Annotated in this window: 15 protein-coding genes and 1 pseudogene; 3 read left to right on the forward strand and 13 right to left on the reverse strand. The window is 42.6% G+C overall.

What is annotated here, in order from left to right; genetic code table 11:
* The first annotated feature begins 250 nt into the window (after positions 1 to 250).
* Both V7K55_RS14370 and V7K55_RS14375 read left to right on the forward strand, forming a co-directional pair.
* Positions 251 to 1,822 (forward strand): alkaline phosphatase D family protein, encoded by a 1,572-nt coding sequence (locus V7K55_RS14370; RefSeq protein WP_334832357.1) that lies wholly within the window; start codon positions 251 to 253, stop codon positions 1,820 to 1,822.
* 530 nt (positions 1,823 to 2,352) lie between these two features.
* On the forward strand, positions 2,353 to 3,204 hold the full coding sequence (locus V7K55_RS14375; protein ID WP_179071728.1) for a universal stress protein: 852 nt from the start codon (positions 2,353 to 2,355) through the stop codon (positions 3,202 to 3,204).
* A 320-nt stretch (positions 3,205 to 3,524) separates the two neighbouring features.
* On the opposite strand, the gene psbM is transcribed toward V7K55_RS14375, so the two are convergent.
* From psbM to V7K55_RS14400, 5 genes are all read right to left on the reverse strand, one after another.
* Positions 3,525 to 3,641 (reverse strand): photosystem II reaction center protein PsbM, encoded by a 117-nt coding sequence (psbM, locus tag V7K55_RS14380; RefSeq protein WP_012407089.1) that lies wholly within the window; start codon positions 3,639 to 3,641, stop codon positions 3,525 to 3,527.
* Positions 3,642 to 3,924: 283 nt separating this feature from the next.
* On the reverse strand, positions 3,925 to 4,221 hold the full coding sequence (locus V7K55_RS14385; protein ID WP_190939272.1) for a 2Fe-2S iron-sulfur cluster-binding protein: 297 nt from the start codon (positions 4,219 to 4,221) through the stop codon (positions 3,925 to 3,927).
* Between the two features lie 186 nt (positions 4,222 to 4,407).
* On the reverse strand, positions 4,408 to 4,545 hold the full coding sequence (locus V7K55_RS14390) for a photosystem II reaction center protein K (RefSeq protein WP_334832361.1): 138 nt from the start codon (positions 4,543 to 4,545) through the stop codon (positions 4,408 to 4,410).
* A gap of 64 nt (positions 4,546 to 4,609) precedes the next feature.
* Positions 4,610 to 5,782, reverse strand: a complete 1,173-nt coding sequence (gene tgt / locus V7K55_RS14395) for a tRNA guanosine(34) transglycosylase Tgt (protein WP_334832363.1) — start codon at positions 5,780 to 5,782, stop codon at positions 4,610 to 4,612.
* 109 nt (positions 5,783 to 5,891) lie between these two features.
* A complete protein-coding gene (locus V7K55_RS14400) occupies positions 5,892 to 6,344 on the reverse strand; it encodes a hypothetical protein (protein ID WP_334832365.1) in 453 nt (150 codons plus the stop codon).
* 376 nt (positions 6,345 to 6,720) lie between these two features.
* Between V7K55_RS14400 and cobS the strand changes: the two genes are divergently transcribed.
* On the forward strand, positions 6,721 to 7,497 hold the full coding sequence (gene cobS / locus V7K55_RS14405; protein WP_334832367.1) for an adenosylcobinamide-GDP ribazoletransferase: 777 nt from the start codon (positions 6,721 to 6,723) through the stop codon (positions 7,495 to 7,497).
* 55 nt (positions 7,498 to 7,552) lie between these two features.
* Here the strand turns inward: cobS and V7K55_RS14410 are convergent, their stop codons facing one another.
* From V7K55_RS14410 to V7K55_RS14445, 8 genes and pseudogenes are all read right to left on the reverse strand, one after another.
* Positions 7,553 to 8,008 carry a PPC domain-containing protein gene (locus V7K55_RS14410; RefSeq protein WP_334832369.1) on the reverse strand — a complete coding sequence of 152 codons (456 nt, stop codon included), beginning with the start codon at positions 8,006 to 8,008 and terminating at the stop codon, positions 7,553 to 7,555.
* Positions 8,009 to 8,095: 87 nt separating this feature from the next.
* Positions 8,096 to 8,773: a ComF family protein gene (locus V7K55_RS14415; protein ID WP_334832370.1), complete on the reverse strand. Its 678-nt coding sequence runs from the start codon at positions 8,771 to 8,773 to the stop codon at positions 8,096 to 8,098.
* Positions 8,774 to 8,818: 45 nt separating this feature from the next.
* Positions 8,819 to 9,310 carry a GNAT family N-acetyltransferase gene (locus tag V7K55_RS14420; RefSeq protein ID WP_334832373.1) on the reverse strand — a complete coding sequence of 164 codons (492 nt, stop codon included), beginning with the start codon at positions 9,308 to 9,310 and terminating at the stop codon, positions 8,819 to 8,821.
* Between the two features lie 185 nt (positions 9,311 to 9,495).
* Positions 9,496 to 9,912: a VOC family protein gene (locus tag V7K55_RS14425; protein WP_334832375.1), complete on the reverse strand. Its 417-nt coding sequence runs from the start codon at positions 9,910 to 9,912 to the stop codon at positions 9,496 to 9,498.
* Between the two features lie 18 nt (positions 9,913 to 9,930).
* A complete protein-coding gene (locus V7K55_RS14430) occupies positions 9,931 to 10,527 on the reverse strand; it encodes a tRNA-(ms[2]io[6]A)-hydroxylase (protein ID WP_334832377.1) in 597 nt (198 codons plus the stop codon).
* Between the two features lie 54 nt (positions 10,528 to 10,581).
* On the reverse strand, positions 10,582 to 12,681 hold the full coding sequence (locus V7K55_RS14435; RefSeq protein ID WP_334832379.1) for a PAS domain-containing hybrid sensor histidine kinase/response regulator: 2,100 nt from the start codon (positions 12,679 to 12,681) through the stop codon (positions 10,582 to 10,584).
* Between the two features lie 355 nt (positions 12,682 to 13,036).
* Positions 13,037 to 14,932, reverse strand: coding sequence for a CheR family methyltransferase (locus V7K55_RS14440; protein WP_334832381.1), 1,896 nt, complete (start codon positions 14,930 to 14,932; stop codon positions 13,037 to 13,039).
* Positions 14,933 to 14,994: 62 nt separating this feature from the next.
* Positions 14,995 to 15,146 (reverse strand): annotated as a pseudogene (locus V7K55_RS14445) (four helix bundle protein); the annotation flags it as partial.
* Positions 15,147 to 15,159 lie beyond the last annotated feature (13 nt).

Below are 15,159 nucleotides of genomic sequence, written 5' to 3' on the forward strand. Positions count from 1 at the left end.
AAAATACTGTTTGGGGAATGGGGAATGGGGAATATGGCATTGGGAATGGGGAATGGGGAATGGGGAATGGGGAATGGGGAATGGGGAATGGGGAGATGAGGGAGCAGGGGAAGCAGGGGGAGCAGGGGGAGAAAGAATAAATAACTAATTCCCAATTTCCAATTCCCAATCTTAAACTTAATAAAATCTTAATTTCTGCTTGATCCTAGATTGCTAGGTTCCTTGTATTTACATCTGGGTAGAGACGAATATGGAACTTATAGATGGCACGCGCCTCCTAGCAAATCGGTACAGACGGCGGGATTTTTTGTTGGGTGCAGGATTCTTAACAGGGTTAACAATCGCTAGCCAATTGCATCCGGTATTGGCTAGCTCAAGGTTTTCTGGTTATCCGTTCAGTCTTGGTGTTGCCTCTGGCGATCCTTTGCCGGATGGTGTTGTTATCTGGACACGACTGGCTCCAAATCCACTCTCTGAAGGTGGGATGCCATTGGTAAATGTGCCAGTGCGGTGGCAAGTTGCCCTTGATGAAAACATGAGACAGATTGTGTGTCAAGGAACAGTGCTAGCAACACCAGAGTTAGCGCACTCAGTCCACGTTGATGTGCGTGGACTAGATCCTGACCGTTGGTACTGGTATCAATTTCAAACGGGTAGGGAAGCTAGCCCCATTGGGCGAACTCGCACAGCACCAGCGTTTTATAGCTATACCAAACAACTAAACTTTGCTTTTGTCTCTTGTCAAGACTGGCAAAATGGCTATTACACGGCTTATCGCCATTTGGCTGAAGAAAACCTTGACCTTGTAGTTCATCTAGGTGATTACATCTACGAATACGGGCCACAATCTGGTGGGCCACGCCAGCATAACAGTCCAGAAATCATCACTCTTGCAGATTACCGCGATCGCTACGCCCTGTACAGAACAGACCAGAGTCTCCAAGCTGCTCACGCTGCTTTTCCCTGGATTGTCACTTGGGACGATCATGAAGTTGACAACAACTACGCCAACTTAAGCCCCGAAGATAACCAAACCCAAGAGGCTTTTGCAAAACGCCGAGCTAATGCTTACCAGGCTTACTACGAACACATGCCTTTGCGTCAATCTTCGCTGCCTAAAGGCCCAGATGCACTGCTTTATCGGCGGTTAACTTTCGGTAATTTAGCTGAGTTCAACGTCCTAGATACTAGGCAGTACCGCACTAACCAACCTTGTAATGATGGACTGAAGCCTCGCTGTCCAGAAGCTTTTGATCCAAATGCTACGATGACTGGCTCAGAACAAGAGCAATGGCTACGAAAAGGTTTAGACCAATCGCGATCGCGCTGGAATGTGATTGCTCAACAGGTTATGTTCGGCCAGTACAATTTTAATAGTAGTTCAGGCCCCGGTGTCTTCAATATGGATCAGTGGGATGGCTACGTGGCTGCACGGAATCGACTCTTGAGTTTTCTCAACCAACGTAAACCTTCTAATCCTGTGGTGATTAGCGGAGATATCCATTCTAGTTGGGTACACGATTTGAAGCTTGATTTTAATAACCCCAACTCAACAACGGTAGGTACTGAGTTCGTCGGAACCTCAATTACCTCTGACTTTCCCACATCATTTATTGCTCCAGTTCAAGCTGCTCTACCCAACAATCCTCATACTAAGTTCTTTGATGGTGCTTACCGAGGATACGTCCGTTGCAACCTTACGCCACAACGCTGGCAAACTGACTACCGCGTTGTATCAAGCATCGTTGACTTAAATGCCTCCGTCAAAACCCTAGCTTCGTTTGTAGTCCAAAACGGACAACCAGGAGCGCATCTAAATTAATGCGGGTTTGATCGACCTCTTTCTAACTAAAACTAAAGTTTAAATCTCTCCTTCTCCGAATCGGAGAGGGAGAGATTTGCGTACTAAAGCTAGGGAGAGGTTTTTATAGCATGAAATATGACTTCGATTATTAGAGCATTCTAATTCTGACTCCTGAATTCTGTTTTGATAAATTTTTATAAAGAGTTATTTGAGAAATTCTTTGCAATACTTAACTAATTTCTAATTAAAAAAAGTGAACATAGATTAACAATGATAACTAACATCATCTTTTATTAAGTTCATCAGGCTAGATTGAGAGTACGCGCAATAATTGAAACCTAGTTGAGAATTTAAGTAAATAAATGCCAATAAACTTAAATATTTGTTGAGTATTTTCTACTTTGCGATTTTTTTAGTATTTAATGCTCAAAAACAAAGTTTATTTATGCCAACTTACTAACTAGGTTATCGAGCAAGGCGGTGAAAATCCGACCTAAGCCAAATACTAACAGCGAAAACAAAAGTAAACTTAAGAACAATTACGTAAGATGATCAGAAAAATTTTGCTGACTGTATCGGGATTGGGACACGCTGAAGAAATGCTCAAAACCCTGAGAGAAATCCCTTCAATTGAATCTGCAAAAGTTACAATTTTGCATGTTGTTCAGGCACAAAATACTGCTGCTACCATGACAACTAAATGGGAAAATGGTGGTAAAATTCTGGCTAATGCTATTCAAACTTTGAACTTAGATCCTAGCCAAGTTTCTTCAATTTTGCGCGAAGGCGACCCTAAAGATGTAGTTTGCCAAGTAGCTGATGAAATCGACGCTGACTTGATTGTTATGGGTTCACGCGGACTGAAGCGACTACAATCTATTTTATCGAACTCAGTCAGTCAGTATGTTTTCCAGCTATCTTCTCGCCCCATGTTGCTGGTAAAAGATGACATTTATGTGAAAAAGATTAAGCGCATTATGGTGGCGATAGACAATTCTGATTCTGCAAAAAACTGCTTGAAATTGGCACTGTTTTTACTGCGAGATATTCAGGGAGGCCAGTTAATTTTGGCAAATATTAGTACAGATTTAGGCGGTAAAAAATCGGAAATAACCGAGGTTAACTCAGATAAAAATCCAGTTTTAGCAGCCGCAGTTGCAGAAGCTCAAAAACAGGGTATCCAATCTCGTTCTTATATCAGCAGTGGTAAACCTGGCGAAGAAATTTGTCGGTTGGCAGAAGAGTTGAATATAGACTTATTATTGCTCGGTTCTCCAGATCGTCGTCCATCGATCGCTAAGAGTTTTGTTGATATAGACCGACTCATCGGATCTTCATTGTCTGACTATGTTCGAGTCAATGCCACTTGTCCAGTACTGTTGGCGCGGACGATCGCTTAAACTAAGCAGTGCTGAGTATAAGAATTGTTGTTAATAGGACAATACGGTTCAGTTAGAGCTAAAAACCTTGACCCATGTAGGTTGGGTTGAGGAACGAAACCGAACATTTCCGGGGTTTTGTTTGGTTTCGCAAAGCCTCAACCCAACCTACAATTTTCCTTAACCCAAGCGTATTGGTTAATAGGATGGTAGACAAGCAAAACTCCAGACTGTAGGGGCAATTCATGAATTTCCCCTACAGGAATGTTATCAGTTAGCGGTTGATAAATAAAACCCCTACACTACACAGTGCAGGGGCTATTTATTTTATACACAAATTCTTAACTATCTTTTCCACCTTGGCGGCTAGCAGTTTGGATGTACAGAATTAGTAAAAACACAGTGGGAACTAATACGAACAAAATACTCGCTACGAACCCCAGGTCATTAACTTGCATGGCAAGAAAGCCTCTCTTAGTTTTCCAGTCAACAACATTAGGATACCATTATCAATGACAGAGTTATACCAATTCAAAATTCAAAATTACGCTCTCTACGAGACGCTACGCGGACTTGCTCTAAGCGTACCCTCTCAGGGAAGCAAGCTACGTGTAGCGTCTCTAAGAGTGCCATACCGCAATTTACGCTGCGCTAACAAAATTCAAAATGAATAAACTCAATTTTGGTAAGTATTTTGACTACTGACTGGATACAAATTTAGGCGATGGCAGATTTGAGAATTTAAGGCTTTGTGACTACGCTGACTGAGCCATTCACTAAAGTTTGACAGGCAAGACGGTAATTTTCCGGCTTTTTCTTGAATTTACGATTTTCTACATCTGTGCGGGGGGAAAGATTTTCTAGTCCTTCGACTATCTCGACAACGCAAGTGCCACATTGACCATTACCACCACAATTGGTCATCTTGCCAATAAATTTATATATATCAATGTCATTTTGCATCGCTTTGAGCCGGAGATTTGCTCCATCCGCCGCGACTACTTCTTTATTCTCTTTAACGAATTTGATATTACCCATAACTGATTTCCTCCTTGACTCTAAGCTTGGCTTTCAAGGCTTCATATTGACATGGCTTGATTCATATCTTATTTATTATAATAAAATATTACAAAATATTAATAAATATTAACTTTATAAAATATGTGCCACAAAAAAATAGAACAGGTATATTGCCTGTTCTACTCAATTGAAAAATAAATTAACTTATTTAAATCCCACGGCTGCTTGCCAAACGAAAGCAAGTAACAAGAAGAATACAGGGATGACTGGGAGAACATCTACCAAAGGATCGAAGATTTGGTAAGCTTCAGGCAGTTTTGCTAATAAAATTGCTGCTTCCATGTTTGTTTAAATCCACCTATCCAACACAGCTTTCATAATTGAGGAATATCTTAACATGGATTGGTCATTGCTTATTATCTACCCCCAGTCCATAGTCTCCAATCCCCACTTCCCACTCCTCATCTTGCGTTTCTTTGTTGAACCAGTGGCCAAATTCTGTGGTGAAGCGATCGCTTAATATTGCTTCTCTAATCTTTTGGGTAAAGCGAATTAGCTCGGTAATGTTGTGAATGCTCAACAAGGTATAAGCTAAAATTTCTTGCGATCGCACTAAATGAGATACATAAGCACGGCTAAAATTTTGACACGTGTAGCAGGGACAAGTTTCATCTAATGGCGTGAAATCTTCACGAAACTTAGCATTTTTTAAATTCCAGCGTCCGCCCTGGACTATTGCCGTTCCATGTCTCGCCCAGCGAGTGGGAATTACGCAATCAAATAAATCTATACCAGATGCGATCGCAATCGCCATTTCCCGATAAGTACCCACACCCATCAAATAACGTGGCTTTTCGGGCGGTAAAAGCGGTGCTGTCACTTTTACAATCTCAGCCATCAATTCTGGCGGTTCTCCCACACTCACGCCACCAATGGCATATCCAGGCAAATCTAACTTAGCCAAAGCTTCAGCCGCACGGCAACGCAAATCCAAATACACACCCCCTTGAACAATCCCAAACAAAGCCTGTTCACTGCGTTGATGAGCCGTTATACAGCGTTCTAACCAACGATAAGTCCGCTCAGTTGCAGTTTCAACCTCTTGACGAGTCGCTGGATAGGGCGGACACTCATCAAAGGCCATAATCACATCTGCCCCCAAAGTATTTTGAATTTCAATGGAGCGTTCTGGTGTCAAATTAATAATTCGTCCATCATGGGGTGAGCGGAAAGTTACACCTTCTTCAGTAATTTTTCGCATCTCACTTAAGCTGAACACCTGAAACCCACCGGAATCTGTGAGCATTGGGCCATTCCAACCCATAAACTTGTGTAACCCACCACCCCCAGCCACGATCGCTTCGCCTGGTTGGAGGTGAAGATGATAAGTATTAGATAAGACCATTTGCGCTCCAGTATCTCGGAGTTGGGCTGGGGTGATAGTTTTGACATTTGCCAGCGTTCCCACTGGCATGAATCTGGGGGTTTCTACAACCCCGTGAGGAGTAGAAAACACTCCGGCTCTAGCTTTTGTCTGACTACAGCAAGCAAGACATTCAAAGGAAAAATTCGCACTCATGCCATTTTAGATTTTTGAAGATGCGCCTATTAAGGCTTACGCAAAACTATCCGATGTAGGGGCAATTCATGAATTGCCCCTACATCAAATTGCTATAGTAGTCGTTATTTTAGAAAGAATCAGAACAGTCATCGTCAATTTCTGCATCCCATCTGGCTGAGAGGACTTGCTCCATCATCGCTTCTATGGCGCTGACATTGAAGGTTCGCTCTCGTCGCTCTTGGATGGGGGTTGAGCGGGGAATCAACCGCAGACACACCCCTTCTTGCATCAAATCGAAGTAGGTTTCTTGTTGCGATGACTGTTTGAGTTCTAAGTAATCAAAACTATAAATATTTAAGTATAGCGCATGGTTAGCCACTAAGGTAGACCTTTGTGGATTAGAAAAAACTTCCATCACATCCCCTTCACCCTCGCTCAGTACCTTATCTTCTTGGGTGTAGATGTAGTGGACTCGACCTAAATCCGCCAGCAATCGCCGGATGTCGAGCTTATTCACAATGATGCCCGTGTTAATAATGCACGGAGCTGGTATCCTGGTGTCGGGTAGATGGTGACTCATAGGAAAATAGCGATTGAGCTAAGGAGAGCAACAACATAGCTAAACTGTCATAATCGAATAGCTTGTTTACTCCCTACATTTAAAAAAATATCAATTTTGTGGGGCAATCGTCTAACAATTTGGAGTAAGTTTTTAGTTAACGAATACAAAACACAAACTTTGATTCCTGATGGAATTTTAATTTCCTGAATCATTTGTTTTTTGTATAAAAGACTGCTCAAAAAATTAATTAGTACTTAGTCCAGCATAACAAAATTTTCAGTGATAATCTCTAACAGAAGTAAATCTTATCTAAAGCTTTAAAGTCTACTAATGTTCAATTGTAGTCAAATTAAGATGATTATCCAGCAATTAACCAAATATTAATGTAATTACGATGACGAAACAGCAACAGTGGTGGGAAAAGCTGCTGTTCAAGCTGGCAGCTAGTATTATATTTTACACGAGTATTCCATTACCGTATTTGAATGGATTGGACTTTCAGGGAGTGGCACGTCTTGCTTCGCTTGTAGGGTTGATAATTGGGGGAATTTTAGGGTTGCTGGATACAGGAATGGATTATCTTGGTATGCCAGTGTTAACTCGTAGTGCTTTGGTAGTAAGTCTTTGGATTGGTATAACTGGAGGACTGCACTTAGATGGGGCAATGGATACTGCCGATGGTTTAGCAGTGGGCGACCCAGATCGGCGGCTGGAGGTGATGGCAGATAGTGCTACGGGTGCATTTGGGGCAATGACTGCGATCGCATTAGTCTTACTAAAAATCACAGCCTTAACAGATATGCCAGAAAACCGTTGTTTATTACTGATGGCTGCTTGTGGCTGGGGACGTTGGGGACAACAGGTAGCGATCGCGCGATATCCTTATTTGAAACCAACTGGCAAAGGTGCTTTTCACAAACAAGCCATTCGTTCTTACAAAGATTTGTTACCAGGATTATTATTGCTGTTGGCTTTGAGTGCTTTACTTGTGCTGATAGATAAACGGCAATTATTTCTGGCACTAGCAATGATAATTGCAGGAAGTGCGATCGCCACTCTAACCGGTGCATGGTTCAACCACAAATTAGGCGGACACACCGGAGACACCTACGGCGCAGTTGTCGAGTGGACTGAAGCCTTATTTCTCTGCGTAATGACCGTTTTTTTATAAATAGGGAAGTGGTAGTAAGGGGGATGCGGGGAATAACCAATCCCCAATCCCCACTTCACTTAATCGGTTGCAGCTTTGTCACCTTGAGCTTAAAAGCCCCAACCCCAGTTTCTCCAAAAGACCGGACACGAATCACATAATTCCCTGTCTCTACGATGCGGGTAAATAGTAAGGAATTGCTAGTACCATCAGGGCCATCATCATTTTCTGCTACAGTCGAACCATCAGGTGCTAGCAGTGTGATGATGCTGTCAAAGTTTTCAGATGACAGGTCAACTGCTAAATTATCGCCCTTTTGTAAGTTCACTGTGTAATCACGAGCAAACCCACCTTGACCTGTGGGAATGTCTTTATCTGAGAGGCTATCAGTAATTTCAGTACTGTTAGATAAAGGAATTGGACTATACAACTTATTTTGAGCAAAAGCTGCACTTGTACTTACGCCTATTGCCAGCAATGTGGCAGGAATAATCATGAGTTGTTTTAAACCCACCGCAAAAACTTTATTCATACATTTCAAGCAATTTTTTCCACAAAAATAGAGTAATTCGGTCAACTTATGCGCTTATATGTTCAATTTAGCCGATTAATTCGGGATTTATCTGTCTTTGACAGCAGTGGCTACTGCTACTAATCCTAAGACCACGATTCCATACTGACGAAGTGCTTGCACAGCAGACCTGGCAGTAGCACCAGTAGTATAAATGTCGTCCACTAACAGCACTGGAACATTTGGGGGGCGATCGCGAAATTCTTGCCCAACAGCAAAAGCTTGATCTAAGTTTTTTTCTCGTTTAGATACCGATAAACCAAATTGCGCTTCAGTTTCTCGAACTCTGGCTAAACCGTTTAGTTTCAATTTTAATCCAGTTATTTCGCAGAAACTTTGTGCGATTAGTGCGGCTTGATTGTATTTACGTTGCTTTTGCTTGCTAGGGTGCATTGGAATGGGAACTACCACAGGCTGGCTATCTCCCCTTGGTGAATTTAACAACCATGCTTCTCCTAACCATTGACCCAAGGGGCGAGCTATTTGGGGTTGATTTTCGTATTTCATCGCCGCGATCGCTCGTTTCACCGGGCCACCATACTCTCCCCAACCAAATACAGGTATTGGCTCTTTCCATAGAGAAATTGGGTCTTTACGTTGACATTTTTGCAGTTGTCTGGTGCAGTTCTGACAAAATTCTTGGGAAGTTGCGCGTTGACATAGGGGGCAATGGGATTGGAGAAAAAGGTTAAGTAAGTCTGTAAGATTTTTAATCCAAGTGTGCATTTGTCCTTTGTTCTTTGTTCTTAACTAATGACCAATGACCAATGACTAATAACCATTGACCAATGACTTAAAATACAGGCGATCGCAGCGTGTTGTTTCTACTCCCGTTGCTGGAGTGTAGCCGTTGCTTTCATACAGCTTGACTGCTTCCACCAAAACGCTGGCGGTTTCAATCCAAATTTGCTCAAATCCCCGCTCTGCGATCGCTGCTTCTAGCTGTTGTAACAAATATTTCCCTAATCCCAAACCCCTAATGCTGGGCAAAAGATACATTTTGCGGATTTCTACAGCTTTTTTGCCTCGGTGTATGGGGTAGTATGCCCCAGTACCGACTAACTGGCTTTGGTGTTCAATTACCCAAAACTCTCCCCCAGTAGCTAAATAAAATTCCTCTACTCGTAGCACATCTCGGTCAGCGCCCTTCGGTTCCCAACCCAGACCGTATTCTGATAATACATAACTGATGACTTCGGCGGCTCTTGTGCGATCGCTTGCGACCCAATCACGAATTATAAAATCTTGATAATAGTTTTTCATTACCATTTGCTGGTCAAGTTTACACAGAAATTTTTCTGGTTCTATATCCCAATTTACTCAGCAAATAGCAATTCTTGCAGAGTTAATTTCAAATAGTAGTCTCAATACCCAACAGCACCCACTACTCAGAACTTATTTTCAGCCCTGTTTCGGTCAATTGTGCCAATCTTATTTTTTGGAAATCTCTAAGGTTCAGTTAGCTGAACAATTCCTAGATTGTTGTAAATTTCGATGAGATTGCCATCGGGATCGCGAAAATAAGCTGTGCGAATTCCCCAGTCTGGGCGATCTTGTGGTTGAGTCACAACGATCGCATTCTGATTTTTGACTTGCTCATAAACCTCATCCACGTTATCGACTGCGAAAATCAAGACCGTTTTATCTCGATTGGCAATGTATGAAGGCTGTTCGATTCTTGGGACTACTTCAGCCATCAATTCTTTTTTGAACAAACCCAGCTTGAGATATCCGGTATTAAACTCAGCATATCCGCTATCTTCATCACCCCAATCGACATCAAATTTCAGCAGATCCCGGTAGAACAGAAAAGAATCTTTGTAGTTGGAGACAAGTAGTCTCAGGTGTGTTAGCTGAAGCTTCATATCTGTTGCCTTAGTCTACTAACTGTGAATTCTAGGTTCTGGATGCAAAGTCGCCAGCAACTCGCTTTCGACAATTGCTAATTCATCAAGCCGTTGCATGACTATTTCTCTGTCGAAGTAAGTAGCAGCTAATACCCAGTATATGCCGTAATGACGCGCTTCGGATGCCATTAACCCCCGATAAAATTTTGCTAACTCTGGCTCTGGACAGTGAGCAGCTAATAGTCCCAAGCGTTCGTGAGAGCGAGCTTCAATTAAACCAGTGGCTAGTAAGGAATCCAGAAATCGCTCAGGTTCTTTGGGGCGGACTGTAGCTCTTAAACCTGCGCCATAAGGAGGCGGTTGTAAGGGAGCTAAGGGAATATTCCGGCGTTCTAGCCATTGGTTAACTAGCTCAAAGTGTTCTAGTTCTTCACGGGCGATCGCAGTTAGTTCTCGAACCATTTTAGTATTAGAAGGGTAACGAAACATCATATTCAAGGCTACACCTGCTGCTTTGCGTTCACAGTGGGAGTGGTCGAGTAAGATGATGTCTAAGTTAGCGATCGCTTGTTCAACCCAAGCAGAGCTAGTGGGTTGTTTCAGGACGTTGATTGTTGGTAATTGAGTAAACACAGAGTCACAAAACTCCAGAATTTTAATTGAGCTAAATAGTCTAGCAGATTGATTTTAACTGAATATTTTTTGAACAAAGTTCAATAATTGCTTGGTACTGAAAGGTTTTGCTAAAAAACCTTGGATAGCAACACCTGTAGTTTGTACTAATGCCTCAGCCGTAGCTAATCCACTCATGGCAACAATTGGCACTTGCGAGTTGATAGTTTGCAAAGTGCGGATGGCTGTTTTCCCATTTATTGATGGCATCATTATATCCATCAGCACCAGCCTAATTTCATCTTGATGCTGGGTGTAGAGGGCAAGGGCCTCAATTCCATTTTGGGCGGTCAATACCCTATAGTTATAGATTTCCAGTGTAGTTTTGGTAATCTCAGTGATGGCTACTTCATCATCAACAACTAAAATTAATTCTCCCTTACCTGTTGACAGTTTTACCTCATCTACTACTTGAGAAGTACTACCTTCTTGATTTGGTAAATATACTTTAAATTTAGTCCCAATTCCTACCTGACTGGCTACTTCCACAAAACCGCCGTAGCTGTTGATGATCCCCATTAATATAGATAAACCCAGTCCTGTCCCCTTACCCACTCCTTTGGTAGTGAAAAAGGGATCGAAAATCCGATCGATAATTTCTGAGTTAATGCCAACTCCAGTATCAGTAACCGTAATTTTCACATAAGAATTAACTGTTGCCCCTATGTGCATCCTGGCATATTTTTCATCGATGAATAACTTGGTGGCAGAAATACAGAGTTTACCGCCATTGGGCATGGCATCACGAGCATTGATTGCTAAGTTCATCAACACCTGATGCAGTTCGGTACTGTCTCCGAAAACAATGCCGATATCTGGGGTTATATCTACGTTGATGTCGATGAATTTGGGAAATGTCTGTTGGACTATCCGCTTGATGTCTTCTATTACTTGTGATACCTGCACGATTGTGGTTTGTTTTTCAGAACCACGGGTAAATGACAAAATTTGCCGCACCAGATCGCTACCCCGTTTGGCATTGCTTTCGAGGATATTCAGCATTTGCAGCGAAACGTCATCAAGATGGGGATATTTTAGGGGCAGCAGTTGAGAAATTCCCATCATTGGGGTGAGAATATTGTTGAGGTCGTGAGCAATACCACTGGCGAGAGTGCCTAAGCTTTCTAAACGTTGACTACGCAATAACTGGGTTTCGAGTTGTTTTTTCTCGGTGATATCGGTGTCAAGAATCAGGATTGATTTAGGCAAGCCTGCGGCATCAAGCATTAACGTCCATCGGCTAGCAATGATTAGTTCGTCACTATTTTTTGTGAATTTACGTAATTCTCCCTGCCACATTCCCCGCTCAAGAACAGTTTTTAGAGCCTCTGAGAGGAGAGGTGAGGTTTCTTTAGATAAAAGTTCCCAGGCGTTTTTTCCTTGAGCTTCCTCAACTTGCCAGCCGTACATCTTCTCTGCGCCTTGGTTCCAGAATAAGATTTGGTTATGCAAATCCTGGACGCTTATTGCGTCTGTTGTGATGTCTAATAGGGCAGCTTGTTCGCGGATTTTCTGTTCTGTTTGGTGGCGTTCGCGTAGCGCAGCTTGCTGTTCGCTAATGTCTCTAAATAGCCAGCGCAAGTTTCCGGTTTTACCCTGATTATCTTCCACAGCGATCGCAGTTAATTCTGCCGGAAAATCTAGACTTCCTTCATTATGAGAAATCCGCAACTCTTCTCTTTTAACTTGCCCCTGCTGTTGCAATTGCAGCATGATTTGACGAAATTTCTGCCGTTCTGTCTGATGCACAAACACAGCAATTGGTTTACCAATCAGGTAAGACTGGCGCACATTCAATAAGTTAGCGGCAGCCTGGTTAGCTTCCTGGATAATTCCAGCATCATCTGTAACTAAGTAACCATCTGGAGCAAAGTTAAATAAATCGTAATAACGTTGGCGTTCAGCTTCTACCAAATGGCGTGTAGCAATCAATTCCTCGTTTTGTTGGTGTAACTCTTCCAGAGAAATAGAGATTTCGGCGATCGCTTGTTGCAAAAGCTCTATAGGATAGTCCGACTCTATGGATTGCTCCATTGCAAGGCTTGCAAGCTGCAAGAGCTTTTCTAGTCGCTGATGCGCCTCGACAATTGCTTGTTTGAAATTTTCTTTAGTCATTTCCTATCTTCTGTAATGATTACTTTGACCGAAAAAGTCAGCACGAAAACTCACCTCTTCTTCAATAAAGCCACTAGAGCGAGCAAAAGTTAAATATAATACGTTTCACTTAAGCATTTTTCTAGAGAATAATTCAGAACGATTCATCCCCCCCTGCCCCTGCTCCCTGCCACCTTCACCCGGATTTATCACCACATCTCTCAAAGCCTGCGCTTGTGCAGAGGAGCAGGGGAGCAGGGGAGCAGGGGAGCAGGGGAGCAGAGGAGAGATATTGTACAATTTCTTTCCCCTCCGCCCCTCCGCCCCTCCGCCCCTCTGCCACTTCTTCGCTTAAAGCTTGTGAGAAATGCGGGCTTCATTCTTGCTGCTGCCGTTCCTCCATTTCTTGACTAGAAATCATACTATGGACTCTCTCTACATCTGCCATCATCAAAACTGCTCCCTGCATTTCAATGCCAAGGAGGGGAGTAATTGCTAGGTAACATTTTATTTGTCTACCCCGACGATTGGTAGCATCGAGGATCGTTTCTTGAAATTGTTTTTTACCAGATAAGGAATCGCGGATGAGCGATCGCAGCTGCTCGACGGGTAGCCCAATATCTAGGCTGAAGATAGACTTTCCTAGAACTTCATCAGTCCGCAAGCCCCATAAATCCTCTACCATGTAATTCCAAATTGAGATGTTAAAGCTGCTGTCAATTACCACTATTCCCGTTTGGAGACTTTTGAGAATGGAGACGAGAAAAATATTTGTGCGATTGAGTTCTGTAGTGCGCTCGCTCAGTTCACTATTAATTGTCTGTAATTCTTCATTAGTAGATTGGAGTTCTTCGTTCATTGTCTCCAACTCTTCATTAGTAGATTGGAGTTCTTCGTTGGTGGTTTCTAATTCTTCATTGGTAGATTGAAGTTCTTCGTTGGTGGTTTCTAATTCTTCATTGGTAGATTGAAGTTCTTCGTTGGTGGTTTCTAATTCCTGTTGGGAGCGTTGCAGAGCATCTTGGAGTTTAATGTAACGGGTGACATCATGAAAGGCGATGCTAACACCTAAAAAGCTGGTATCTGTTTCTTGCAAAGGCGTAATTAGCACATCTAAATATTGGGTTTCTGTGCTAGACAAATAGCGCTCTACATTTGTCAGACTGACAGGGCGACGTTCGGTATAAGCTCGTTCAATTAGCGATCGCAATTCAACTGGTCGATAGGAAATTTCTAGATCCTGGAAGGGACGAGTTAAATCTTTGGGTGAAAGGGCGAACAAAGTCCGCGCCTGCTCGTTCATCAGTATCAGAGTGCCATTGATATCAATGACTATTTGGGCAATTGGTGCTGTATCAAAACCCATGTCTCGCAGCCGCAGGTGTCGAGACAAACGGCTGCTAGATTCCTCATCTACTAAATTTGCCATAACTAAGAGGCGATCGCGGATATTAACCGACGATATTTTCGTAAATATCCGGTTTTTTAAGTCTATTGGGGTAAACAGATTAGAATGCATCAATAGCATTTCTGCTTTGCCTAAAAATAGATAGCTATTATCATTAAGTGCAAAATGAAATCGGGCTAAAATTCGCCCTTGAGTCTCAGAATTAAAATACATCATGGTATTGCGACTGACCAGCAAATCTAAGCGCGAAATGGGCGCATCCTGAAGCAGATCGTGGCGACCAAAAATTACTGAGCGGCGCAAATCTTGGCGAAAGACATAGCGATTTCCGATAATCTCAAAGTATTTATGCCGCAATTCTTCTGGCACGGCTTGGACATCTTTTGCTGAATAAACAGCTTGACGAGCCTGGTTGAGAGCATCTTCATCTACATCTGTGGCGTAGATTTTCACTCGTTGGCGAAAATCTTCTGCTCCCAATATTTCAGCCATCAACATTGCCAAGGTATAAGCTTCTTCCCCAGAAGCGCAGCCAGCGCTCCAGATGCGTATTTGGTCAGAAGTTTTTTTATTTTTAATCAGATTAGGCAGTATTTCCTCGGCTAGGTATTGCCAAGCTGATGAATCTCGAAAAAAAGCGGTGACGTTAATTAAGATGGTGTTAAAAAGATGATTAAATTCTTCTGGATCGACTTCTAAGTAGTCTAAATACTCTTCAAAGTTTTCTATAGTCAATGACTGCATCCGCTTGCGTACCCGACGCATCAAAGTCGAGCGCTTATAGCCTGTAAAATCAAATCCCCGGTTTTGTCTGAGATAAATCAGTAGATTTTCAAATTCGGGGTCTTTTTCTGCGGAAGTCATAGGGTAGGGGGGCAGGGAGCAGGGGGGCAAGGAGCAGGGAGCAGGGGGCAGGGGGATTAGAAAGCACAAACAGAGCGTGATGATCTACGAATGTCAACGAATATCTTTCCTCTATGGGAAACTTCTTAGATAATTCAAAAACTTTCATGGCTACATCAAATGCCATTTTGTATACTTCCAAGTCTTCATGACTTTTAATTGGTTCTTTTTCCATTCCCCCTGCTCCT

Origin of the sequence: Nostoc sp., from assembly GCF_036919895.1 — a bacterium.
Classification (GTDB): domain Bacteria; phylum Cyanobacteriota; class Cyanobacteriia; order Cyanobacteriales; family Nostocaceae; genus Nostoc.

What these genes read in the sequence shown, in the direction of transcription:
- V7K55_RS14370 (WP_334832357.1), top strand. Translation starts at nt 251, where the DNA reads ATGGAACTTATAGATGGCACGCGCCTCCTAGCAAATCGGTACAGACGG.
- V7K55_RS14375 (WP_179071728.1), top strand. Translation starts at nt 2,353, where the DNA reads ATGATCAGAAAAATTTTGCTGACTGTATCGGGATTGGGACACGCTGAA.
- psbM (WP_012407089.1), bottom strand. Translation starts at nt 3,641, where the DNA reads ATGCAAGTTAATGACCTGGGGTTCGTAGCGAGTATTTTGTTCGTATTA.
- V7K55_RS14385 (WP_190939272.1), bottom strand. Translation starts at nt 4,221, where the DNA reads ATGGGTAATATCAAATTCGTTAAAGAGAATAAAGAAGTAGTCGCGGCG.
- V7K55_RS14390 (WP_334832361.1), bottom strand. Translation starts at nt 4,545, where the DNA reads ATGGAAGCAGCAATTTTATTAGCAAAACTGCCTGAAGCTTACCAAATC.
- tgt (WP_334832363.1), bottom strand. Translation starts at nt 5,782, where the DNA reads ATGAGTGCGAATTTTTCCTTTGAATGTCTTGCTTGCTGTAGTCAGACA.
- V7K55_RS14400 (WP_334832365.1), bottom strand. Translation starts at nt 6,344, where the DNA reads ATGAGTCACCATCTACCCGACACCAGGATACCAGCTCCGTGCATTATT.
- cobS (WP_334832367.1), top strand. Translation starts at nt 6,721, where the DNA reads ATGACGAAACAGCAACAGTGGTGGGAAAAGCTGCTGTTCAAGCTGGCA.
- V7K55_RS14410 (WP_334832369.1), bottom strand. Translation starts at nt 8,008, where the DNA reads ATGAATAAAGTTTTTGCGGTGGGTTTAAAACAACTCATGATTATTCCT.
- V7K55_RS14415 (WP_334832370.1), bottom strand. Translation starts at nt 8,773, where the DNA reads ATGCACACTTGGATTAAAAATCTTACAGACTTACTTAACCTTTTTCTC.
- V7K55_RS14420 (WP_334832373.1), bottom strand. Translation starts at nt 9,310, where the DNA reads ATGAAAAACTATTATCAAGATTTTATAATTCGTGATTGGGTCGCAAGC.
- V7K55_RS14425 (WP_334832375.1), bottom strand. Translation starts at nt 9,912, where the DNA reads ATGAAGCTTCAGCTAACACACCTGAGACTACTTGTCTCCAACTACAAA.
- V7K55_RS14435 (WP_334832379.1), bottom strand. Translation starts at nt 12,681, where the DNA reads ATGACTAAAGAAAATTTCAAACAAGCAATTGTCGAGGCGCATCAGCGA.
- V7K55_RS14440 (WP_334832381.1), bottom strand. Translation starts at nt 14,932, where the DNA reads ATGACTTCCGCAGAAAAAGACCCCGAATTTGAAAATCTACTGATTTAT.